Source organism: Streptomyces sp. SAT1, assembly GCF_001654495.1.
In the GTDB taxonomy this organism is placed as follows: Bacteria; Actinomycetota; Actinomycetes; order Streptomycetales; family Streptomycetaceae; genus Streptomyces; species Streptomyces andamanensis.
This window is the reverse complement of the sequence record NZ_CP015849.1, coordinates 1,035,386-1,057,976: the sequence shown is the minus strand read 5'-3', so window position 1 is coordinate 1,057,976 and position 22,591 is coordinate 1,035,386. Positions and strand designations below refer to the sequence as shown.

Sequence of the window (22,591 nt, the reverse complement as noted above, 5' to 3'; positions counted from 1 at the left end):
CGGGCCGTACGCGACCGCGACCGCGACCGGGGCCGGGCGCGGGAAGGACAAAGAGGACGGGGAGGGCAGGGAGCCGGTGAGTGCGGGAGGGAGGTGCGGAGAGGGGGTGCGGAGAGGGGGTGCGGGCCGGGGCTTGCTCAGGGCTCCTCCGTGCCGGAGCCCGCCAGCTTGCCGAAGTCGCGGTCCGGGGGAGCGACCGGAGGTGTCACGTCGAGGCCGTAGTGGTGGTAGAGCTGGAGTTCCTGCTCCGGGGAGAGGTGGCGGCCGACGCCGAAGTCCGGCGCCTCCTTGATCAGGGCGCGGTCGAAGGGGATGCGCAGGGCGCCCTCGACCAGTTCGCTGGGCTCCAGGGGCACGAAGGCGTCCCGGGAGAACAGGCCGGTGCGTATGGCCGCCCACTCGGGCACACCGGTCGCGTCGTCGAGGTAGACCTCGTCCACCGTGCCGATCTTGTGGCCGTTGCGGTCGAACGCCTTGCGGCCGATCAGGTTGCGCGGATCGATCTCGGTCAGCACGGTCCCTCCACAGGGTCGCAACTCATCCGTAAGCACTACAAAAGAGCACATTCGGCGGGGCGGCCACTCGAAGGCTCGGGCTCCCGGCCCGCTGGTACCCTGGCAGCGGCTGCTGACCCCGTGCGGGAGAGTCCTCCAGCAACACCGGAGGCGCCGAAGGAGCAAATCCTCCCCGGAATCTCTCAGGCCCACGTACCGCACGGACGAGGTCACTCTGGAAAGCAGAGCGGGTGTCGACGGCGTCCGCTCTCACCGACGGTGAAAGCCGGGCGCCCGCAGACGACCCGGTGAAGCTCTCAGGTTGAGATGACAGAGGGGGAGGCCGTCGGGACACCCGCGCCGTGGTGTCCCTCGAAGGTCGCGTCAGACCAGGAGGCCTCCGCAATGACCGCCCAGCGCATTCCGCTCTCCGAGCTCGAACAGGGCATCCCCTTCGAGCAGCGCCACATCGGGCCCGACCAGGAGGCGCGGGCCAAGATGCTCGCGCAGGTCGGCTACGGCTCGCTCGACGAACTCACCGCCGCCGCCGTGCCGGACGTGATCAAGAACGCCGACACCCTGGACCTGCCCGGTGCCCGCACCGAGGCCGAGGTGCTGGCCGAGCTGCGCTCCCTCGCCGACCGCAATCAGGTCCTCGGCTCGATGATCGGACTCGGCTACTACGGGACGTTCACCCCGCCGGTCATCCTGCGCAACGTCATGGAGAACCCGTCCTGGTACACGGCGTACACCCCGTACCAGCCGGAGATCTCGCAGGGCCGCCTGGAGGCGCTGCTGAACTTCCAGACCGTGGTCGCCGACCTCACCGGTCTGCCGACCTCCGGCGCCTCCTTGCTCGACGAGGGCACCGCCGCCGCCGAGGCGCTGGCGCTGTCCCGGCGCATGGGCAAGAACAAGAAGGGCCTCTTCCTGGTCGACGCGGACACGCTGCCGCAGACCATCGCCGTCATCGAGACCCGCGCCGAGCCGGCCGGTGCCGAGGTCGTCGTCGCCGACCTGAGCGACGGCATCCCCGCGGCGCTCGCCGAGCGTGACATCAACGGCGTCCTCCTCCAGTATCCCGGCGCCTCCGGTGCCGTCCGCGACCTCAAGCCCGTCATCGACCAGGCGCACGCGCTGGGCGCCCTGGTCACCGTCGCTGCCGACCTGCTCGCTCTCACCCTGCTGAAGTCCCCCGGCGAGCTGGGCGCGGACATCGCCGTGGGCACCACGCAGCGCTTCGGCGTGCCGATGGGCTTCGGCGGACCGCACGCCGGTTACATGGCGGTGCGCGAGCAGTTCGCCCGCAGCCTGCCCGGCCGCCTGGTCGGTGTCTCCGTGGACGCCGACGGCAACAAGGCGTACCGCCTCGCCCTCCAGACCCGCGAGCAGCACATCCGCCGCGAGAAGGCCACCAGCAACATCTGCACCGCGCAGGTGCTGCTCGCCGTCATGGCCGGCATGTACGCCGTCTACCACGGGCCCGAGGGCCTGAAGGACATAGCGCTGCGCACCCACCGCTACGCCGCCGTCCTCGCCGAGGGCCTGAAGGCGGGCGGCGCCACCGTCGTCCACGGGGCGTACTTCGACACGCTGACGGTCCGCGCAGAGGGCCGCGCCGCCGAGATCGTCGCCGCCGCGCGCGAGGGCGGCGTGAACCTCCGCCTCGTCGACGCCGACCACGTCTCGATCGCCTGCGACGAGACCACGACGCGCGCCCAGCTGCGGACCGTGTGGTCGGCCTTCGGCGCCACCGGCGACATCGACGCGCTGGACGCCGCCGCCGGCCAGGTCCTGTCCCAGGACCTGCTGCGCACCGACGCCTACCTCACCCACCCCGTCTTCAGCCAGCACCGCTCCGAGACGGCGATGCTGCGCTACCTGCGCAAGCTCGCCGACCGCGACTACGCGCTGGACCGGGGCATGATCCCGCTGGGCTCCTGCACCATGAAGCTCAACGCGACCACCGAGATGGAGCCGGTCACCTGGCCCGAGTTCGGCCAGCTGCACCCCTTCGTCCCCGCCGAGCAGGCGCAGGGCTACCTCACCCTCATCCGCGAGCTGGAGGACCGGCTCGCCGAGGTCACCGGCTACGACAAGGTCTCCCTCCAGCCGAACGCCGGATCGCAGGGCGAGCTGGCCGGTCTGCTCGCCGTGCGCGGCTACCACCGCGCCAACGGCGACGAGCAGCGCACCGTCTGCCTCATCCCGTCCTCCGCGCACGGCACCAACGCCGCCAGCGCGGTGATGGCCGGGATGAAGGTCGTCGTGGTGAAGACCGCCGAGGACGGCGAGGTCGACGTCGACGACCTGCGCGCCAAGATCGAGCAGCACCGCGAGCAGCTCGCCGTGCTGATGATCACCTACCCGTCCACGCACGGTGTGTTCGAGGAGCACGTCGCGGACATCTGCGCCCAGGTCCACGAGGCCGGCGGCCAGGTCTACGTCGACGGCGCCAACCTCAACGCCCTGGTCGGCCTCGCCAAGCCGGGCCACTTCGGCGGCGACGTCTCGCACCTGAACCTGCACAAGACGTTCTGCATCCCGCACGGCGGCGGCGGTCCCGGCGTCGGCCCGGTCGCCGTACGCGCGCACCTCGCGCCGTACCTGCCCAACCACCCGCTCCAGCCCGCCGCGGGCCCGGAGACGGGCGTGGGACCGGTCTCCGCCGCGCCCTGGGGCTCGGCGGGCATCCTGCCCATCTCCTGGGCGTACGTCCGGCTGATGGGCGGCGAGGGCCTCAAGCGCGCCACGCAGGTGGCCGTGCTGTCCGCCAACTACATCGCCAAGCGCCTGGAGCCGCACTTCCCGGTGCTCTACACCGGCCCCGGCGGTCTGGTCGCCCACGAGTGCATCATCGACCTGCGTCCGCTGACCAAGGCGACCGGTGTCAGCGTGGACGACGTCGCCAAGCGGCTGATCGACTACGGCTTCCACGCGCCGACGATGTCGTTCCCGGTGGCCGGGACGCTGATGATCGAGCCGACCGAGTCCGAGGACCTGGCCGAGCTGGACCGGTTCTGCGACACGATGATCGCGATCCGGGCCGAGATCGACAAGGTCGGCTCGGGCGCCTGGCCCGCCGACGACAACCCGCTGTGCAACGCCCCGCACACCGCCGCCGCGCTCGGCGGCGAGTGGGAGCACGCCTACAGCCGCGAGGAGGCCGTCTTCCCGGCCGGTGTCTCCACGGCCGACAAGTACTGGCCGCCGGTGCGCCGGATCGACCAGGCGTTCGGCGACCGCAACCTGGTCTGCTCCTGCCCGCCGCTGGACGCGTACGAGGACTGAGCGGACGGTACGTCCACGAGGGGCCCCGCCCCGGCCCGCAGCGGCCGGTGCGGGGCCCCTCCCGTGTGCGCGGGCCCGCCCGGGTCAGGCCGGGTAGGCGTGGGTCTGGGCCGCCTTGACGGCCGCCCAGACCCCGGCGCCCGGCTCCAGCCCGAGCTCGGCGGCGGCGACCGTCGTCAGATCGGCGGCGAGGGCGAGTTCGCCGGTGAGGTCGGCGCGGATCCGGTCGCCGTGCGTCTCCAGACCGGCGACCTCGCAGCGCCACAGATTGCGCGCGCTGGTGTCGGCGGGGCGCTCCCGGTGGAGGGTGACCGCGCCCGGCGGGAAGGCGACGAAGGCCGGTCCGGTGAGCTTCTCGGTGGTGGTGAGAGCGGTGCCGGACTCCAGCCGCACCAGGTGCCCCCCGGCGCGCCCGCGGTACAGGTTCAGACCGACGAGCTGCGCGATGTAGTCGGTGCGCGGCCGGCGGGCGATCTCCGGGGGGGTGCCCTCCTGCACCACCCGGCCGTGCTCGACGACCACGAGCCGGTCGGCCAGCACCATCGCGTCCAGCGGGTCGTGCGTGACCAGCACGGCCACCGCCTCGAACTCGGCGAGGTGCCGGCGGAGCTGGGCGCGCACCTCCAGCCGGGTGCGGGCGTCCAGCGCGGCGAGCGGCTCGTCCAGGAGCAGCAGCCGCGGCCGGGTGGCCAGCGCGCGGGCCACGGCCACCCGCTGGGCCTGGCCCCCGGAGAGCCGGCGCGGTTTGGCCCCGGCGTGATCGGCCAGGCCCATGCGCGCCAGCCACTCGGCGGCCTGTGCGCGGGCCTCGGCCCTGGTCGCGCCCTGGCAGCGCGGGCCGAAGGCCACGTTGTCCAGGGCGGACAGGTGCGGGAAGAGCAGATAGTCCTGGAAGACGACCCCGACCGGGCGCTTCTCCGGCGGTGTGCGCTCCAGCTCGGCGCCGTCCAGCCGCAGCCGCCCGCCGGTCAGCGGGACCAGTCCGGCCAGGGCGCGCAGGGCGGTGGTCTTCCCGGCGCCGTTCGGGCCGAGCAGCGCCACGACCTCGCCGGGCGCGGCGGTCAGGGGCACGTCGAGCCGGAAGCCGCCCCGGTCGACGACGAGGTGGGCGTCGAGTCCGGTGTCGGGCCCGTCGCCTGCGCGGACCCGGTGCGCGGTCTCGTCGATGTCGGTCATGAGGCGATCGTCCAGGATGCGGGGCCGTCCGGGGGAGGGGAGGGCGAGCGGGAAGGGAGCGGGAGGCGCGGCGCGGCTCGGTTCATGAGGACGCCGTCATCCAACGGTCCCGCAGACCCGCGAGGACCGCGATCGACACGGCCAGCAGCACCAGGCTCAGCGCGATGGCGGCGGCCGGGTCGTCCTGGAGCGCCAGGTAGACGGCCAGCGGCATGGTCTGCGTACGGCCCGGGAAGTTCCCGGCGAAGGTGATCGTGGCGCCGAACTCGCCGAGCGCCCGCGCCCACGCCAGCACCGCGCCCGCCGCGATGCCGGGCGCGATCAGCGGCAGGGTGACCCGGCGGAACGCGGTGAAGCGGGACGCGCCGAGCGTGGTGGCCGCCTCCTCGTAGCGCGGGTCGGCGGCGCGCAGCGTGCCCTCGACGCTGATGACGAGGAACGGCATGGCGACGAACGCCTCCGCGACCACCACACCGGCCGTGGTGAAGGGCAGCGTGATCCCGAACCAGGAGTCGAGCCACTGCCCGACCACGCCGTTGCGCCCGAGCGCCAGCAGCAGCGCCACACCGCCCACCACCGGCGGCAGCACCAGCGGCAGGGTCACCAGGGCCCGGACGAGGCCGCGGCCGGGGAAGTCGGTGCGGGCCAGCAGCCAGGCCAGCGGCACGCCCAGCACCAGACTCACGGCGGTCGCTGCGGTGGCGCTGACCAGCGAGAGCTGGAGCGCCTGCCAGACCTCGGTGCTGGTCAGCTGGTCCGGCAGGCTGCGCCAGGGCGCGCGGATCAGCAGGGCGAGCAGCGGCAGCAGCAGGAAGGCTAGGCCCACCAGGGCGGGCAGCAGCAGCGGCAGCGGCACGCCCCGGACGGCACGCCGACGCCGTGCCCCGCCTCCGCGGGTCACGGCGCCGGCCTTGTCGGTCACGGTCACGGCTTGAGGAAGCCGGCCTGGGACAGCACCTTCTGGCCCTCGGCCGAGGTGACCAGCTCGATGAACGCCTTGGCGCCGGCGGCGTTGGGGGCGTTCTTCAGCGGGGCGATCGGGTAGTCGTTGACGGCCTTGGCCGACTCGGGGAACTCCACGCCCTCCACCTTGTCACCGGCCGCGTGCACATCGGTCTTGTAGACGACGGCCGCGTCGGCCTCCTTCAGTTCCACCTTGGTCAGGGCGCTCTTGACGTCCTGCTCGTAGGAGACCGGGGTGAGCTTGAGGTCGCTGGCGGTGAGCGCCTTCTGGGCGGCGGCGCCGCACGGCACCGTCTTGTCGCACAGGACCACCTTCAGACCGGACTTGGTGAGGTCCTTCAGGGAGGCGATCTTGTCCGGGTTGCCGGGCAGGGTGGCGATCTCCAGCTGGTTGCGGACGAAGGTGACGGGCGCGGCGCCCTCGTCCTTCTTGTCCGTCACGATCTTCATCGTCTTGGCGCTCGCGGCGGCGAACACGTCGGCCGGGGCGCCGCTGGTGATGCTCGCGGCCAGGGTGTCGCTGCCGCCGAAGTTGAAGGCCACCTTGGTGCCGGGGTGCTGCTGCTCGAACTCCTTGCCGAGCGTCGTGAAGCTCTCCTTCAGGGACGCGGCGGCGAAGACCGTCACGGTGCCGGACAGCTTCGGCGCTGAGGAGGCCGAGGAGCCGCCGGAGGGCGCGTCGGAGGACGAGGACGAGTCGGAGGAGGAGCAGGCGCTGAGGGCCAGCAGGGCCACGGCTCCCGCACCGGCCACCTGCAGGGTCCGGGTCCGGCGCACGGAACGGGTCATCACGGGTCTACTCCTCTGGTCGTGCACGAAAAAGAAAGGTGTCGCGCCCTGGCACGGCCGTGCGGGGCCGTGCCGCGATGATACTGCCGCAAGTGCGAGGCATAAGTCTCCTGTTGCTTCGCATGAGCCGGTGCTTCCGTATCTCAGGGTCGCATGTGCGTTTGTACGGTGTCGCCCCGCGGGTACGGACCTGCCGGAGGTGGTGGCCGTGCCGCTCGCCGAACTCGTCCTGACCGGTGACCTCACCCGACCGGTGCGTCTGACCGTGCCGGACCTGCTGGGCTGGCCCCAGCACCGGGCCCGGGTCAGCTTCGACTGCGCGACCAGCGGGGTGCGGCGTCACCGCTTCGCCGGGCCCCGGCTGTACGACGTGCTGGCGGACGCCGGGCCCGGTTTCGACCCGGCCCGGCGCAAGGACCGGCTGCGGTTCCTGATCGACGTCGCGGGCGCGGACGGGCACCGTACGCTGCTGTCCTGGGCGGAGATCGACCCGGACTTCGGGGCGGCGCCGGTGCTGCTCGCGGTGGCCCTGGACGACGTACCGCTGGACGGCGACGGACCGCAGTTGGTGCTTCCGCAGGACCGCTGCGGGGCGCGCTACGTCAGCGGCATCAGGGCGATCCGGGTGGACGGCGGATACGGCGCGGGCGCCGTGGCGGCCTGAGCGGCGGCCGGAGGACCGGCCCCGCCCGGCGGTCACGTCCGGTCGATGTGCACGTTCGTCGACTTCACCCGGGCGGTGGCCTCCATGCCGACCTCCAGGCCGAGTTCCTCCACGGCCTCCCGGGTCAGCAGCGAGACCAGGCGGTGCGGGCCGGCCTGGATCTCGACCTGCGCGGCGACGTCGCCGAGCTTGATGGCGGTGACGATGCCGGGGAAGGCGTTGCGGACCGAGGTGTAGGAGGGGTCCTCCTCGCCGCCGGACTTGGCCAGTTCGACCGAGAAGGCGGCGAGGTCCCGCCCGTCGATGAGCCGCCGCCCGCCCTCGTCGCGGTGGGTGGCCACCCGGCCCGCGTCCGCCCAGCGGCGGGCGGTGTCCGGGCTGACGCCGAGCAGGCGGGCGGCCTGGCCGATGGTGTAGGACTGCATGCCGGTCACGATAGGGCCCCGGACCGGCGCGGCGGACGCAGGGGCGGCGGCGAGTGCCGGGGTGTGCTCATCCGGTGTGGACGCGGGGGCGCCGGGCCGGGTCCGGTTCGGCCTCGCGCAGCACCTCGCGGGTGACCGGGGCGACCTCGCCCTGCCCGAAGAGGAAGAAGCGCAGGAAGTTGTGGAAGGGGTTGCCCTCGGTCCACTCGAAGTAGATGTGCGGGGTGCGGTCCGTCATGTCGCGGATGCGCAGGAGCAGCGCGGCCAGGGCGTTGGGGACGGAGGCCGACTCCAGGGCCAGGACGCGGTAGCGGCCGTGCAGGACCTCGCCGCGCACCGTCAGGCCCGACTCGAACTCGGACGGGTCGGTGACCGTGACCTCCGCGAAGACGAAGTCATCCGTGTCGGGGATGTCGTTGTCGGAGCGGATCTGCTCGATCTTGTCGCGGTACTCGGCCTTGTCGCGCCGGTCGGGCTCGTTGGCGATGATCCGGATCTTGCGGCTGGCGATGTCCCTGACGAAACGTTCCGCCATCGGGTCCAGCGTCACACTGGTCACCCGCAGCTCGAAGGCACGGGCCAGCCGCGACAGCAGCGAGACGAGGATGATCCCGGCGATGAAGCAGGCACCGATCTTCACGCCGTCCGGACGCTCGATGACGTTGACCACGGTCGTGTACAGGAACACGGCCGAGATCACCGCGAATCCGACCGTCCAGCCGCGCTGGCCGGCCTTGTGCGCGGCGATGGTCACCGCGATGGCCGCCGAGCTGATCAGCACCAGCACACCGGTCGCGTACGCGCCGCCCTGCTTGTCGACGTTCGCGTCGAAGATCCAGGTGACCAGGAAGGCGATCAGTGTGAACACGAGGACCATCGGGCGTACCGCGCCGGCCCAGTGCGGGGCCATGCCGTAGCGGGGGAGGTAGCGCGGCATCAGGTTCAGCAGCCCGGCCATCGCGGAGGCACCCGCGAACCACAGGATGGCGATGGTCGAGACGTCGTAGACCGTGCCGAAGGCGTTCCCGAGGTAGTGGTGCGCCAGGTAGGCCAGCGCACGCCCGTTGGCCGCGCCGCCGGGCTTGAACTCCGCCGCGGGGATCAGCAGCGTGGTGATGAAGCTGGTGGCGATGAGGAAGCAGCTCATGATCAGGGCGGCCGTGGTGAGCAGCTTCCTGGTGTCCCGGATCCGGCCGGTCGGCCGCTCCTCGGTGTCACCGGCGTCACCGCGCACATGCGGCATCACGGCGACACCCGTCTCGAAGCCGGACAGGCCCAGCGCGAGCTTGGGGAAGACCAGCAGGGCCACGCCGACCATGGCGAAGACGCTGCCGTGCTGGGCGGTCAGGGCGCCCGTCCAGTCGGTGACCAGGTGCCCGGCGGTGACGACGTGCCAGATGCCGGAGACGACCACCACGACGTTCAGCGCCAGATAGACGCCGACCAGGACCACCGCGACCCCGATCGCCTCCAGGAAGCCCTTGAGGAACACCGCGCCGAGCAGCGCCAGCAGGATCAGCGTGATCAGCATCTGGTGGCTGTGCAGCACGTTCGTCAGATGGGGGTTCTCCACCAGGTGCGTCGAGGCGTCGGCGGCCGACAGGGTGATGGTGATGAGGAAGTCGGTGGCGGCGAACCCGAGCAGGGTCAGCACGAACAGCTTGCCCTGCCAGAACGACAGCAGGCGCTCCAGCATCGCGATGGAACCCTGGCCGTGCGGGCTCTCCTCGGCGACCCTGCGGTACACCGGCAGGGCGCCCGCGAGGGTGACGAGCACCAGGACGAGCGTGGCGACCGGCGAGAGCAGCCCGGCGGCCAGTGCCGCGATGCCCGGCTGGTAGCCGAGGGTGGAGAAGTAGTCGACCCCGGTCAGGCACATGACCCGCCACCAGCGCTGCCCCTTGTGCGGGGGCTCGGGCGCGGCGTGCGGGCCCTGCTGCACGCCCTTGCCCATGTCGGACAGGCCCTTCAGCATCCAGGCGCGGAGCCGGCTGGGAGGGTGCTCGGTGGTGGCCATCGGCCCTGCTCCAAAGGTGCGGCCGAGCCGGACGACGGCTCGGCGTGTGAGTCCGGCCGGCCTGCGGACGGGGCACCAGCGTATGCGGAGAGTGATGTGCGGGCCCATGCGTGATGGGCCGGGCGGGCGTCAATCTTCCGTTAAGACCAGCCCCGTCCCACCTGCGGGGATGCCTCCGGATGAGGGTCGGCGGGGCGTCCTGGTCAGGGTTCGAGGCCCGAGATCCGGAATACGGTGCGTGTCGTCTCGCGGTCCACCCGCTCCTCAAGGTCACGCAGCGCATCCGTCCCACAGCGCAGCAGGCCGCGCGCCGCCGATGTCCGCGCGTCCTCCGCCAGGTGGTACCAGAGGCCGGGGTTGTCCACCAGGATCCGCGGATCGATCTCGACGCGGCCGCCGAGGGCGTCCCGCAGGACCAGTCGCCGGGAGACACCGTCCACGACCCGCACCGACACCAGCGAGTCGGTGCGCACCCGGCGGCGGCGCAGCGGCGTCCGGCAGCAGAGCCAGCCCTCACCCGCGCTCACCCGGGGCGGACAGAGCACGCCGAGGAGCAGCAGCGCGAGCGTGAGCCAGAGCAGCCCGCGCCACCAGGTCAGCGCGCCCGTGCCCGCGTCGATCAGCAGCAGCAGGCAGAGCAGCGTCGCAGCGCACCGGAGCGCGGTGTGCAGTTCCCGGGCCCAGTGGCGGTCGCTCGCCGGTGGCGCGGACCGCCGCGCGGGTGCGCCGACGCCCCGCCGAGTCTCGTAGCCGTACCCCATGACCTCCACGCTAGGACCCCGCGCGCGCCGGACCGCACCCCTTGACGCGGCCCTGACGTGCGGTCGGCCGTTCTTGACGCCGCGCAGGCGGACCGGTCGGGGCGGGTCCCCGGGTGCGCCGCCCGCGTGCGCCGTCCGCGGCCCCGCGCACGCAGGCGCCGCGTATCGCCGCCGGTCGCTTGTTCGCGTCCGCGGGCCGCCCCTGCGGCGCGGGTTGCTTCGCAAGATTCGCCGGCCATGGCGAAATGTCCGGCATCTTTGGGGGAAGTCCGAGGGAAGGGGTACGGACCTGTCCGTCCGGTGCACCGGCCACGGCGACCTGGTGCGGGCGGCGGACGGGACCTGGTGGATGGTGCTGCCGGGGACGCGTCCGCGCGGGTACTTCCCCGAGTTCCCGAGTTCCATGTGCTGGGCCGGGGGACCTTCCTGGTGCCCGTCGAGTGGGTGGACGGCCGTCCGCGGGCCGACCCGGTCCGCGAGCGGCGCCCGGCCCTCGCCGCCTGGCACCCGCTGCCGCCCGAACCGGCCCGCGACGACTTCGACGGGCCCGCGCTCGCACCGCGGTGGCTCCCCCCGCGCGGCAGACCGGACGACTCCTGGTCGCTCGGTCGCCGCCCGGGGTGGCTGACGCTGACCGCGACCGGCGACAGCCTCGACCGGCCCGGCGACGCCTTCGTCGGCCGCCGGGAGCGGCGCCCGGAGCGCCCTATGGTGGCCCGGCTCGACATGGGCTCGGGCCGGGCCGGACTGTCCGTGTGCCTGGACGAGGCGCACCACTACGACCGGGAGTCTGCGGGGGACGGCGAGCGTGACGGCACGCATCGGTCCGGTGCGGCGTTCGACTGGTTCGAGCACAGCCCGCCCGTGGTGAGGCGCGCGAGAGCCGGGCCGCACGGGCGTGTGCGTCCCGGCCCCGTGGTGGGCGGGCGGTCCGTGTGACGGAGCCGCCCGTCGTGCTCAGGCCGCGGTCATCACCCGGTCGGTGCCCAGCGGGCGGTGCGGGGCGATGATCTGCCCGTCCGGCAGCAGCTCACCGGTGTCCTCGAAGAGGAGCACGCCGTTGCACAGCAGGCTCCAGCCCTGCTCCGGGTGGTGCGCCACGAGACGGGCGGACTCCCGGTCGGCGGAGTCGGCTGACGGACACGGTGTCTGGTGCTGGCACATGGGCGGGATCTCTCGCTGTGTCGTGTGGTCCGGGATGGCTGTCGTCTGTGTCCTGCGGCTGTCGGCATCGGCCATGGCCGCCCCCCGTTTGATGAGTCGGACTGAAACCAGTGTTGCCCCGCGGACGTGATTCCGCAGGAATTTCGCGGCACCGTCTCTCACAGATTCAAGACGCGTCACCCGCGCGAGCGGTTCACCTCCACCGCGGGGTCCCTTCGGATGGTTCGAGGGGGCCGGATGGGGCTAGTCCGGTCGGGTCAGGGGGGAACGGCGGACCTTTGCGGGGTCCTGCGCGGGCCCCGCGGCGGTCCTACGACGACGAGCGGCGGCCCTCAGGCGGGGGAGCCCAGGAGCCGTACCGGAGTCACCCGGTGGGCGAGGACCGGCAGCAGGTCGGCCACCCGGTGCGGCACATGGGCCGGGACGCCGGGCGGGGCGGGCGTCAGCGGGATGAGGAGATCGGTGGCGGCCGGGTGGCCGGCGGCGCCGTCCTCGGACAGGTCGCCGTGCAGCCACAGCGTGAGCATGTACAGGCTGGGCATCGACAGCAGGCGCGGCTGGTAGGGCTGCGGCAGGGTCTCCGCCTGGCGCAGGGCGCGCTCGGTCGAGGCGACGTAGGGGCCCTCGAAGAAGTGCGAGAAGGTCCAGCCGTCCGGGGTCAGCCGGGTCTCCGCCGCGGCCACCGCGTGATCGCCGCAGCGGACCAGGAAGCGCCACCCGGCCAGCCGGGTCGCGGAGACTCCCGCCGGAGTGATCCGGTCGAGGACGTGCACGGGCAGCGGGAGTTCCGGGGTCGCGGGGGCCTGCGCTGCATGGAGGGCGGGGATCCGTGCCTCGCGGACCGCGGTGGGGGAACCGAGGGCGGTGAGGACGGAACGGAGTGCGGGCGCGGGGGCCGGGGGGACGTGCAGCGGCATGGTGGGTCGCCTCTCATTCGACAGGCACGGTGGCGCGAGGGCGGGGCGGGGGCGGACGGCGCTGTCAGCTCTCGGGGCAGGGTGGCGCAGCCGGGGTTTCCGGTGAACGGGGTGACGGAGCGCGGCCTGCCGCTTGACCCTGACGACGGGTCCAGGGTCATGGACGCCGACCTTCTGCCGTGGTGCCGAGTTTATACGACACATGTTCTGGTGTTGTTTCGTCTACCTGTTTCCGGCAGGGGCGACAAGGGTTCATTCGGCCGGTGATATGCGGGAAACATCCCGGTTCTCGGCGGACCGCGCCGCGATGACCTCGGGTGATGCCGATTCGGTGGACGGCTCGTTGTCGTCGGCGTTTTTCACGACTTCTCAGGGGCACCCGATACAACCGGGTGCTTCATGCCGCGTGAATGTGCCTGTGGACACAGGAGACAAGCGTAGTCGGTGCCGGGCCGCGACGGGACGTTATCGATCGCGTTGGCGGGGCATCATCCCACCTGACCAGGACCCAGGCGGCCGGAGCATCGGGCCCGCCCGAGCGAGGAAGGACGCTGCGATGGGGGAGAAGGTCGTGGCAGGCCAGTTCGACCTGTCCGATCGCAACCGCTACCGCGACAAGCTCAGGCGATGCCTGAAGGGGCTGGAGCGGTTGCTGGAGGAGAAGCGGTTCGACCGCCCCAAGAACCTCATGGGGCTGGAGATCGAATTGAATCTCGTCGGCTCCGACGGGATGCCGAAAATGCTGAATGCGCAAGTACTGGAGCGCATCGCGAGCCGGGACTTCCAGACGGAACTCGCGATGTTCAACCTCGAAGTCAACATCGCCCCGCACCGGCTGGGCGGCCGGGTATTCGACCGTCTCGCGGAGGAACTGACGACATCGTTGGCATATGCCGACCGGAAAGCCGGGGAGGTGGACGCCTCGATCGCGATGATCGGTATTCTGCCGACCCTCGACCGGGACGACCTGGTCTCCTCGAACCTCTCCGACGTCGACCGCTACGCCCTGCTCAACGACCAGATCGTCGCCGCCCGCGGCGAGGACTTCTCCCTGGACATCGACGGGGTGGAACATCTCGTCTGCACCTCGAAGTCCATCGTCCCGGAGGCCGCCTGCACCTCCGTGCAGCTCCACCTCCAGGTCACCCCCGGGCGGTTCGCGGACGTGTGGAACGCCGCGCAGGCGGCCAGCGCCGCGCAGATCGCCGTCGGCGCCAACTCCCCGTTCCTGTTCGGGCGCGAGCTGTGGCGCGAGTCGCGCCCGCCCCTGTTCCAGCAGTCCACCGACACCCGCCCGCCCGAGCTCCAGGCGCAGGGGGTCCGCCCGCGCACCTGGTTCGGCGAGCGCTGGGTCACCTCGGCGTACGACCTGTTCGAGGAGAACCTGCGCTACTACCCGGCGCTGCTGCCGATCTGCGACGAGGAGGACCCGCTCGACGTGCTCGACGCCGGCGGCGTGCCGAAACTCGCCGAGCTGGTCCTGCACAACGGCACCGTCTACCGCTGGAACCGCCCCGTCTACGACGTCGCGGACGGGGTGCCGCACCTGCGCGTGGAGAACCGCGTCCTGCCCGCCGGGCCGACCGTCACGGACGTGGTCGCCAACGCCGTCTTCTACTACGGGCTGGTGCGGGCCCTCGCGGAGGAGCCGCGGCCGGTGTGGACCCGGCTGCCCTTCGAGGCGGCGGCGGCCAACTTCGACGCGGCCTGCCGGCACGGCATCGACGCCCGGTTCACCTGGCCGCGGCGGGGCCGTGCCTCGGGTACGGCCGAGACCGACGCCGTCACCCTCGTACGCGACGAGTTGCTGCCGCTCGCCGCGGCCGGGCTGGACTCCTGGGGCGTGGAGCCGGCGGACCGGGACCGCTACCTCGGTGTGATCGAGGAGCGCTGCCGGCGCCGGACCAACGGCGCCCGCTGGCAGGCCGACACCTACCACCGGGCCCGCGAGGAGCAGGGCCTGGACCGGGAGGCGGCGCTGGCGGCCACGACCCGGCGCTACTGCGAGCTGATGCGGCTGGGCGAGCCGGTGCACACCTGGCCGGTGGGCCTTCCGGAGCCGGTGCCCCTGGGCTGAACCCCCGGGGAGGATCGTTTCCGCGGGGCCGTCGGGCGCCCTCGGCCGGAGGGTGTGCCCCGGCCGGGGGCGCCGCGCCGGGCGGGCACCCGGCGGGGGGCGGCCGTGCCGGGAGGGAGCGGATCGGGCAAGCTGTGACCTCTCAGGACGTGAACGGGAGGCGCGGGTGCAGGCGGAGGCGGGACCGGGGACCGATCTCTATGCGGACGAACGGCTGTCACGGCGTGCGCTCCGGGACGAGACGCTGCTCGTCCTGGCGCTCTCGCTCGGGGCGAGCGGGGTCTCCGCCCTGATCAGCTTTGTCGGCTCGGTCACGAAACCCGGCGGCCTCAAGGACCAGGCGGCCACGCTCAACGCCTCGGCCGCCCCGGGCCGCCCCTGGCTCGACCTGGCCTGGCAGCTGTTCGGGATCGCGAGCGCCCTGGTGCCCGTCGCGCTCGTCGCGCATCTGCTGCTGCGCGAGGGGCAGAGCCTGCGCACCCTCGGGTTCGACCGCATCCGCCCCTGGCCCGACCTGGGCCGCGGGGCCGCCGTCGCGGCGGTCATCGGCAGCACCGGCATCGCCTTCTACCTCGCCGCCCGCGGCCTCGGCTTCAACCTCACCGTGGTGCCCGAGGCGTTGCCCTCCGTGTGGTGGAAGTACCCGGTGCTGGTGCTGTCCGCGGTGCAGAACGCGGTCCTCGAAGAGGTGATCGTCGTCGGCTATCTGCTGCGCAGGCTGGGGCGGCTGGGCTGGACCCCGGGAGCCGCGCTCGCGGGCAGCGCCGTCCTGCGCGGCTCGTACCACCTCTATCAGGGCATCGGCGGCTTCCTCGGCAACATGGCCATGGGCGTGGTGTTCGTCTGGCTGTACCGGCGGTGGGGCCGGGTCGGACCGCTGGTGGTGGCCCACTCGCTGCTGGACATCGGCGCGTTCGTCGGCTACGCCCTGCTCGCGGGGAAGGTGGACTGGCTGCCGACGGCCTGACCCGGCCGGGCCCGCGCTCCGGAGGCACGTCTCTGTACGCGGCCTCAGACGCGCAGTTCGCCCTCGATGACCGTCACGGCGTGCCCGGTGAGCATGGTGCGTCCGCCGCGCAGCTCGGTGCGGACCAGGCCGGAGCGCGGTGAGGCCTGGAGCCCGGTGAGGACGGGGCGGCCCAGGCGCTCGGACCAGTAGGGGGCGAGGGCGGTGTGGGCGCTGCCGGTCACCGGGTCCTCGTCGATGCCGATGTTGGGGAAGAAGCACCGCGAGACGAAGTCGTAGCCGCGGGCGGGGTCCTCGGCCCGCGCGGTGGCGATGACGCCACGCGCCGAGTGCGCGGCCAGCGCCCTGAGATCGGGGTCGAGGCCCCGGACGGTCTTCTCGTCGGCCAGCTCCAGCACCAGGTCACCGACGTCGGGACCGGTGTCGAAGGCGGTGCGGGGCGTGGCGCCGAGGGCTTCGGCGACCCCGTCCGGGACAGCGACCGCGGTGAGCGGGGCGGTCGGCAGGTCCAGGGTGATCGCGCCGCCGTCGCCGGGGGCTGCGGCGAGTACGCCGCTGCGGGTGGCGAAGCGCACGGGCCCCGTGTGCGCACCGGTGGTGTGCAGGACGTGCGCGGTGGCGAGCGTGGCGTGCCCGCACATCGCGACCTCGGTGGCCGGGGTGAACCAGCGCAGCGCCCAGTCGGCCCCGCCGCCCGCGGGCAGCGGGTGGGCGAAAGCCGTCTCGGCGTGGTTGACCTCCAGGGCGATCCGCTGGAGCCACTGGTCCTCGGGAAAGGCGTCGAGGAGCAGGACCCCGGCGGGGTTACCCGCGAAGGGACGGTCGGTGAAGGCGTCGACGATACGAATCCGCATGCGCCGACGGTAGAGGGCCCGGCGGGACCCGGGCCAAGGCCAATCCGGGTCCGGCGGCCTGGTCGGAGCCCGGAGCCCGGAGCCCGGAGCCGGCCGGGCGCCGGGCGCGCACGCGGTCCGCGCCCGGCGCCCGGCCGGCCCGGTTCAGCCCCAGGTCATGTTGATCTCGCGCTCGAAGTTGACGTATCCGGCGCGTCGGAACGCGTTCGCCATCGGTACGTTGTCGAGGTCCGTGGAAGCGCGGATGCGCGGGACGTCCTGCTCGGCGAGGACGCGGGTGCCCTCGGCGAGGAGGTCGTCGATGTAGCCGTTGCCGCGGTGCGCGGGAAGGACCGCGACGTAGGCGATGATCGGGTTGTAGCCGTTGTGGGCCGGCAGGACGAATCCCACCGGTTCTCCCCGGGGCAGGGTGGCTACCCGCCACCAGTCCCGCGGACTGGTGTAGAGGGCCAGTTCCTCCTCGTAGTGCTTGAGGGCCGCCTCCCGGGGGGACAGCCGGGTCAAATCGGCGCGGCCGTGCGCGTCGAGCGTGCCGTCCATCGCCGACGTCATCAGGGACACGAGTTCTCCGCTGTCGTGCGGCGGCCGGAACGCGAGGCGCCCGCCGGGACCGGGGACCGGTGTCTCCGGACGCCACTCCAGGCGCAGCCGTTCGACGAAGAGCCGGGCACCGGCCCGCTCCAGGACGGCCATGCGGTCCTCGACGATCCGTCTGGGCAGGGCGTCCTCGCGCCAGTCCGGCGGGACGAAGCGGCTGTAGTCAGGGGGCTGTGCCCCGTCGGGCAGGGTCGCCGCCAGCGCGGTGCGCAGCAGGCGTTCCCCGATGTCGAGGCGGTCGGCACCCGGTTCCGGTACGTCGTCGTCGATGTCGAGGACGTCCAGGACGAGAGGTGCGCCGCCGCCCGGCCGGCTCCACCAGGCGGCCCTGGCCACCAGGCGGTCACCGCGCAGGGCGACCCACATCCATTCAGGCCGCCGGCGGCCTGTGGCGAGGTCGTCCGCCAGCTCGGCGTTGAGGCCGTAGGGGAGTCGGGTGAAGAGGTCGAGTTCTTCGCGTCCACGGAGGGGACGCAGGGTCAGGTCGTTCTGTTCCACGGTGTAGGCACGCTCCGGTGAAGGCGCCCGGCCGCTCCGGGGGTCAGACGCGGTGCGCGCCCCGGGAGGACACAAGCGCAGTGATCTTGGGAATCATCGGCTTATCCCTCCTCTCGCTGTCATGACTCCTGCCGCGTCGGCAGGGGTTCGGCCGCCATGTCTATCCGACGCCGGACCTGGGCCGCAATGCCTTTATGGGGGCCGGTCGCCGTGCCTGAGAGCGGCCCGGACCGGCGGCCCGTCGGCAGGCAGCCGGGCGAGGCTGTCGTCGGACGGTTGTCAGGCGAGCTGTTCCGATATATCGTTGAGGCATCGCGACAGATCAACGATGGAATGGAGTAGTGGCGATGCGTACCCATGGATTCGAGCGTGGACACCGGCACGACGGCCCCTGGCGCGGCCGCGAGGACTTCGACGGGCGTCGGGCGGCATTCGGCCCCTTCGGGCCGGGCGGACCGGGCTTCGGTCCGGGCTTCGGACCCGGCCCCTGGGGCGGCCGAGGGCGTGGCGGACCGAGGGGGAGGGCGCGGCGCGGTGACGTACGGGCATCGATCCTGGCCCTGCTCAAGGAGCGGTCCATGCACGGCTACGAGATGATCCAGGAGATCGCCGAACGCAGCGGCGGCGCGTGGAAGCCGAGCCCCGGCTCGGTCTACCCCACCCTCCAGCTGCTGGAGGACGAGGGCCTGATCGCCAGTGAGTCCGAGGGCGGCAAGAAGCTGTTCTCCCTCACCGAGGAGGGTCGCGCGGCCGCCGAGGAGACGCCGGAGGCACCCTGGCAGGAGGCCACGCGCGGGATCGACTGGGAGGCTCTCGGCGAGATCCGCCAGGCCGGCGCCGGACTGATGGAGGCCTTCGGGCAGGTCTGGAAGACCGGCAGCAAGGAACAGCGCGACAAGGCGCTCGCGGTCATCAACGAGGCCCGCAAGAAGCTGTACCTGATCCTCGCCGACGAGGACTGACGGGCGGCGTCCGGTATCCGGCATCCGGCGCTCCGTGGGGCGAACCGCTCCACGGAGCGCCTTCGCCGGTCACGGAGCGGATCGCGGAGCAGCTCGGTGCCGTCTGTGAGGCGTCCCGGCGGCTGCTGTGCGAATTGACCTGATCTCATCCGTAAGGAGGAGATTCCGGCCCGCCGTGTCCACTCTGCGTGGGACGCGGAAATGCTTCCCGCCGGGGATGCCCGGGGCCCGCGGGACTGATGGGCTGGGGGATGTGCAAGCCCGTATCCCCCGGCAGCCGGTCCGTGAGCAGGACGGCAGCCCCCCGGTCGACGACGCCGGGCTCAGTGCCGAACTGTCGGCGGTGGTCGCCGGTGCCCGTCGGCGGGCCCTGCGGGACGCGGACCGGCAGATCGACACCGCCCACCTGCTGCACTCGCTCCTTGAGGCGGACCCCGAGGTGCGCGAGGTGTGCGGCGGCGGCCCGCGGATCGTCCGGCTGCTCGGCTACCTCGTCCAGCGCAGCATCGGCTACGGCCTGCGCTGGCAGAGCGGCGTGGAGGACTCGGGCGCCCTGCCCGTGGTGACCGAGGCGGCCGCCGCCGAGGCCGACGGCTGGTCGCCGGTGGCGTCGGCCGCCCTGGAGCACGCCCGTGCGCGCGCCGCCCGCCGCGGTGACGACCCGGCCCGCGGCGTCGACCTCCTCGCCGGAATCGTCGAGGTGCCCGGATCGCGGGCCGTCGAGGTGCTCGCCCGCGCGGGGATCGACGCCCGTGAACTGGCCGCCGGTATCCCGGAAGCGGGCGGGGGAGGGGGCGCGGACGGGGACCGGGGCCCCGCCGAGGAGTACGCCGGGGACGGCTGACCCGTCCGCCGTCCCGCACCGGCCCGCGCCGCCGTCCCGCACCGGCCCGCGCCGCCGTCCCGCACCGGCCCGCGCCGCCGTCCCGCACCGGCCCATGCCGCCGTCCCGCGCCGCCCTCCCGTCCCGCGAGACGTGCGTGCCGTCCAGCCGGTGAGACAGGTGCCAACAGGAGTGACGCTCATGTCGCCGCCTGTCATCATGTGCCGGTGGTTACGTCTGGGATCAGTCAGCGGCAGTCCGGCAGAGGTGTCGGGCTCGGTCTCGCGCTCGTCTCCGCGGTCGCCTTCGGCGGCTCGGGGGTCGCGGCCAAACCGCTGATCGAGGCGGGCCTCGACCCGCTGCACGTCGTCTGGCTGCGCGTCACCGGCGCGGCCCTGGTCATGGTGCCGCTCGCCGTCCGCCACCGCGCGCTGCTGCGCCGGCGCCCCGCCCTGCTCTCCGGGTTCGGACTGCTCGCCGTGGCAGGCGTCCAGGCCTGCTACTTCGCCGCGCTCTCCCGTATCCCCGTCGGTGTGGCGCTGCTCATCGAGTACCTGGCACCGGCCCTGGTCCTCGGCTGGGTCCGCTTCGTGCAGCGGCGGCCGGTCACCCGGGCCGCCGCGCTCGGCGTGGTCCTCGCGGCGGGCGGACTCGCCTGTGTCGTCGAGGTGTGGTCCGGGCTGGGCTTCGACCCGCTCGGCCTGCTGCTCGCCCTCGGCGCGGCCTGCTGCCAGGTCGGCTACTTCGTCCTCTCCGACCAGGGCGGCGACGCGGGCGACCAGGCACCCGACCCGCTCGGCGTCATCGCGTACGGGCTGCTCGTCGGCGCCGTCGTGCTGACCGCCGTGGCGCGGCCCTGGGGCATGGACTGGTCGGTCCTCGCGCACTCCGCCCGGATGAACGGGACCCAGGTCCCGGCCGTCGTCCTGCTGGTCTGGATCGTGCTGGTCGCCACGGTCCTCGCGTACGTCACCGGCGTGCTCTCGGTGCGCCGGCTCTCCCCGCAGGTCGCGGGTGTGGTGGCGTGCCTGGAGGCGGTCATCGCGACCGTGCTGGCCTGGGTGCTGCTCGGCGAACACCTGTCCGCGCCGCAGGTGGCGGGCGGCGCCGTGGTCCTGCTGGGCGCGTTCATCGCGCAGTCCTCGGCGCCCGCCGGGAGCGCGGCGGCGCCGGCCGCGGACGGTGCCGCGGAGCGGGAGTTGTCGGCGCGCGGCACCACGATCCAGGACAGGCGCTAGGCTGCGGACCATGCACACGCCCGCGCGCACCGTCTCGCCGCCCGCCGCCTGAGGCGGGCCCTTCGGCCGGCCCGGCGCCATGCCGGGCCGGACGGTGCTGCCCGCAGAAGAAGTCCGACGACCCCGCCGAACCGGGGTCCTCCTTCCCGAACTTCTGCACCTCTGCGGAGAGAACTCGTGTCGCATGCTTCCTCCGGCCTGTCCCTCGGGCGTGGCCTCCTCTGTCTGATCGTCGCCGGTGCCGCCTGGGGCACCGCCGGTGCCGCCGCCTCCCTGGTCTACCGCGCCAGTGACATGGGACCGGCCGCCCTGTCCTTCTGGCGCTGCGCCGTGGGCGTCGTGCTGCTGCTCGCCGTCCGCCTGCTGCGCCCGCGCGTGCGGCCCGCGGCGCCCGTCGGCCGCCGTGCCGTCCTGCTGCGGGCCGGTGCCACCGGGTTCGGGCTCGCCGTCTTCCAGACCGCCTACTTCGCCGCCGTCTCCGCGACCGGCCTCGCGGTGGCGACCGTCGTCACCCTCGGCGCCGGGCCGGTGCTCATCGCGCTCGGCGCCCGGCTCACGCTGGGCGAACGGCTCGGCCGGTCCGGCGCCGCCGCTGTCGCCGGGGCGCTGGCCGGGCTCACCGTGCTGGTACTGGGCAGCGGTGGCGCCACCGTACGGCCGTGGGGTGTCCTGCTCGCCCTCGCCTCCGCGGCCGGGTACAGCGGGATGACGCTGCTGACCCGCCGCTAGGGCCGGGACGGCGGCGCCGACCACTCCGCCACGACCGTGGGGGCGTTCGCGGTGGCCACGCTGTGCGTGCTGCCGCTCGCCGCGGCCGAGGGGCTGGTGCCGCACACCGTCGAACCGGTCCGGCTGCTGTGGCTGCTGGCCTACATCGGCACGGTGCCCACCGCACTCGCCTACGCCCTGTACTTCGCGGGCGCGGCGGTCGTCCGCTCGGCCACCGTGTCCGTGATCATGCTCCTGGAGCCGGTCAGCGCGGCCGTGCTGGCGGTCGTCCTGCTCGGGGAGCGGCTGACGGCGGCGACCCTCGTCGGCACCGCGCTGATGCTCGGCTCGGTCGGCGGCCTCGCCGTCGCGGAGACCCGCGCGGCACGGACCGCCGAGGAGGAACCCGCCCTGGTGTGACGGGAGGTGGGGGAGGCCCCGCCCGGGATCCGCCGTCCCGGGCGGGGCCCTCCCGGAGTTCCCTTACGGCGCTCGTCGCGCCGCCGTCACAGCTCCGAGAGGTAGCCGGGGACCTCGACACCGGCGGCGAGGTCCGGCTCGGCGAGCGGCGTGCCGTACACCGTACGGACCGGGACCACCCCGGCCCAGTACGGGAGGCCGAGGTCCTCGGGCTCCTCGTTCACACCGCCGGTGCGCAGCTTGGCGGAGACCTCCGCGAGGTCCAGGCGGAGCACGGCGGTGGCGGCGAGTTCCTTCGTGTTGCCGGGGCGGGAGTCGGCCGCCCGGCCGGGCACCACGTGGTCCACCAGCGCGTCCAGGGCCGTCCGCTTCTCCTCGGGGTCGGTCACCTGGTGGGCGGTGCCGTGCACCACGACACTGCGGTAGTTGACCGAGTGGTGGAAGGCGGAGCGGGCCAGCACCAGGCCGTCGACATGGGTGACCGTCAGACAGACCACGAGGCCCGGGTCGGCCTGGCCGGCCATGCGCAGCGGGCGTGAACCGGTCGAACCGTGCACGTACAGCCGCTCGCCGACCCGGCCGTAGAGCGTCGGCAGCACCACGGGCGCCCCGTCACGGACGAAGCCCAGGTGGCAGACGTATCCCTCGTCCAGTATCGCGTGCACCAGTTCCTTGTCGTACGCGGCCTTCTGCGCGGACCGGGTGGGGACGGTGCGGTCGGTCCGGGGGTAGGTGTCGGCCGGCGGTGTCGGCTGCGAGGTCCCCTGCATTGCGGTCTCCATTGCA

The 22,591-nt window shown here is 73.1% G+C and carries 20 protein-coding genes, 1 pseudogene and 1 riboswitch; of the genes and pseudogenes, 9 read left to right on the top strand and 12 right to left on the bottom strand.

The window, feature by feature from the left end; all coding sequences use genetic code 11:
• Window positions 1-137 precede the first annotated feature (137 nt).
• Window positions 138-515, bottom strand: coding sequence for a PRC-barrel domain-containing protein (locus tag A8713_RS04580; RefSeq protein ID WP_064531540.1), 378 nt, complete (start codon window positions 513-515; stop codon window positions 138-140).
• Window positions 516-628: 113 nt separating this feature from the next.
• Window positions 629-723: riboswitch (glycine riboswitch) on the top strand.
• Window positions 724-899: 176 nt separating this feature from the next.
• Here A8713_RS04580 and gcvP point away from each other — a divergent pair.
• Window positions 900-3,785 (top strand): aminomethyl-transferring glycine dehydrogenase, encoded by a 2,886-nt coding sequence (gene gcvP / locus A8713_RS04575; RefSeq protein ID WP_064531539.1) that lies wholly within the window; start codon window positions 900-902, stop codon window positions 3,783-3,785.
• 84 nt (window positions 3,786-3,869) lie between these two features.
• Here gcvP and A8713_RS04570 read toward each other — a convergent pair whose 3' ends face one another.
• The 3 genes from A8713_RS04570 to modA all read right to left on the bottom strand — a co-directional run bounded on the left by A8713_RS04570 (window position 3,870) and on the right by modA (window position 6,713).
• Window positions 3,870-4,961, bottom strand: coding sequence for an ABC transporter ATP-binding protein (locus A8713_RS04570; RefSeq protein ID WP_064531538.1), 1,092 nt, complete (start codon window positions 4,959-4,961; stop codon window positions 3,870-3,872).
• An 82-nt stretch (window positions 4,962-5,043) separates the two neighbouring features.
• Window positions 5,044-5,889 carry a molybdate ABC transporter permease subunit gene (gene modB / locus A8713_RS04565; RefSeq protein ID WP_064531537.1) on the bottom strand — a complete coding sequence of 282 codons (846 nt, stop codon included), beginning with the start codon at window positions 5,887-5,889 and terminating at the stop codon, window positions 5,044-5,046.
• Window positions 5,886-6,713: a molybdate ABC transporter substrate-binding protein gene (gene modA / locus A8713_RS04560; protein WP_064531536.1), complete on the bottom strand. Its 828-nt coding sequence runs from the start codon at window positions 6,711-6,713 to the stop codon at window positions 5,886-5,888. The genes modB and modA overlap by 4 nt, the downstream gene beginning before the upstream one ends.
• A 199-nt stretch (window positions 6,714-6,912) precedes the next feature.
• Between modA and A8713_RS04555 the strand changes: the two genes are divergently transcribed.
• A complete protein-coding gene (locus tag A8713_RS04555; RefSeq protein ID WP_064531535.1) occupies window positions 6,913-7,377 on the top strand; it encodes a molybdopterin-dependent oxidoreductase in 465 nt (154 codons plus the stop codon).
• 32 nt (window positions 7,378-7,409) lie between these two features.
• Here the strand turns inward: A8713_RS04555 and A8713_RS04550 are convergent, their stop codons facing one another.
• The 3 genes from A8713_RS04550 to A8713_RS04540 form a co-directional block, all read right to left on the bottom strand.
• On the bottom strand, window positions 7,410-7,802 hold the full coding sequence (locus A8713_RS04550) for a TOBE domain-containing protein (RefSeq protein ID WP_064537234.1): 393 nt from the start codon (window positions 7,800-7,802) through the stop codon (window positions 7,410-7,412).
• A 67-nt stretch (window positions 7,803-7,869) separates the two neighbouring features.
• Entirely contained in the window at window positions 7,870-9,819 is a 1,950-nt protein-coding gene (locus tag A8713_RS04545) for an APC family permease (RefSeq protein WP_064531534.1), read from the bottom strand.
• A 203-nt stretch (window positions 9,820-10,022) separates the two neighbouring features.
• Entirely contained in the window at window positions 10,023-10,580 is a 558-nt protein-coding gene (locus A8713_RS04540; RefSeq protein WP_064531533.1) for a hypothetical protein, read from the bottom strand.
• 345 nt (window positions 10,581-10,925) lie between these two features.
• Between A8713_RS04540 and A8713_RS34075 the strand changes: the two genes are divergently transcribed.
• Window positions 10,926-11,519, top strand: a complete 594-nt coding sequence (locus tag A8713_RS34075; RefSeq protein WP_443069699.1) for a hypothetical protein — start codon at window positions 10,926-10,928, stop codon at window positions 11,517-11,519.
• 18 nt (window positions 11,520-11,537) lie between these two features.
• Here A8713_RS34075 and A8713_RS04530 read toward each other — a convergent pair whose 3' ends face one another.
• Window positions 11,538-11,744, bottom strand: coding sequence for a DUF5999 family protein (locus A8713_RS04530; protein ID WP_026253111.1), 207 nt, complete (start codon window positions 11,742-11,744; stop codon window positions 11,538-11,540).
• Between the two features lie 332 nt (window positions 11,745-12,076).
• Window positions 12,077-12,661, bottom strand: a complete 585-nt coding sequence (locus A8713_RS04525) for a hypothetical protein (RefSeq protein WP_064531531.1) — start codon at window positions 12,659-12,661, stop codon at window positions 12,077-12,079.
• A gap of 556 nt (window positions 12,662-13,217) precedes the next feature.
• Between A8713_RS04525 and A8713_RS04520 the strand changes: the two genes are divergently transcribed.
• Together A8713_RS04520 and A8713_RS04515 are read left to right on the top strand one after the other, a co-directional pair.
• A complete protein-coding gene (locus A8713_RS04520; protein ID WP_064531530.1) occupies window positions 13,218-14,738 on the top strand; it encodes a glutamate-cysteine ligase family protein in 1,521 nt (506 codons plus the stop codon).
• A gap of 166 nt (window positions 14,739-14,904) precedes the next feature.
• Entirely contained in the window at window positions 14,905-15,705 is an 801-nt protein-coding gene (locus A8713_RS04515; RefSeq protein WP_064531529.1) for a CPBP family intramembrane glutamic endopeptidase, read from the top strand.
• Between the two features lie 44 nt (window positions 15,706-15,749).
• On the opposite strand, the gene A8713_RS04510 is transcribed toward A8713_RS04515, so the two are convergent.
• On the bottom strand, window positions 15,750-16,559 hold the full coding sequence (locus A8713_RS04510) for a PhzF family phenazine biosynthesis protein (protein ID WP_064531528.1): 810 nt from the start codon (window positions 16,557-16,559) through the stop codon (window positions 15,750-15,752).
• A 144-nt stretch (window positions 16,560-16,703) separates the two neighbouring features.
• Entirely contained in the window at window positions 16,704-17,654 is a 951-nt protein-coding gene (locus A8713_RS04505; RefSeq protein WP_064531527.1) for a GNAT family N-acetyltransferase, read from the bottom strand.
• Window positions 17,655-18,001: 347 nt separating this feature from the next.
• Here A8713_RS04505 and A8713_RS31920 point away from each other — a divergent pair, with 347 nt between their 5' ends.
• From A8713_RS31920 to A8713_RS04485, 4 genes and pseudogenes are all read left to right on the top strand, one after another.
• Window positions 18,002-18,616, top strand: a complete 615-nt coding sequence (locus A8713_RS31920; RefSeq protein WP_078510172.1) for a PadR family transcriptional regulator — start codon at window positions 18,002-18,004, stop codon at window positions 18,614-18,616.
• Between the two features lie 253 nt (window positions 18,617-18,869).
• Window positions 18,870-19,460 (top strand): Clp protease N-terminal domain-containing protein, encoded by a 591-nt coding sequence (locus tag A8713_RS04495; RefSeq protein WP_064531526.1) that lies wholly within the window; start codon window positions 18,870-18,872, stop codon window positions 19,458-19,460.
• A 200-nt stretch (window positions 19,461-19,660) separates the two neighbouring features.
• Window positions 19,661-20,677, top strand: a complete 1,017-nt coding sequence (locus A8713_RS04490) for an EamA family transporter (protein ID WP_064531525.1) — start codon at window positions 19,661-19,663, stop codon at window positions 20,675-20,677.
• A gap of 177 nt (window positions 20,678-20,854) precedes the next feature.
• Window positions 20,855-21,805, top strand: a pseudogene (locus tag A8713_RS04485) (DMT family transporter).
• Window positions 21,806-21,891: 86 nt separating this feature from the next.
• Here the strand turns inward: A8713_RS04485 and A8713_RS04480 are convergent.
• The gene (locus A8713_RS04480) at window positions 21,892-22,575 is read right to left on the bottom strand and encodes a pyridoxamine 5'-phosphate oxidase family protein (RefSeq protein ID WP_064531524.1); all 684 of its coding nucleotides are present in this window, start codon (window positions 22,573-22,575) and stop codon (window positions 21,892-21,894) included.
• Between the last annotated feature and the right edge of the window lie 16 nt (window positions 22,576-22,591).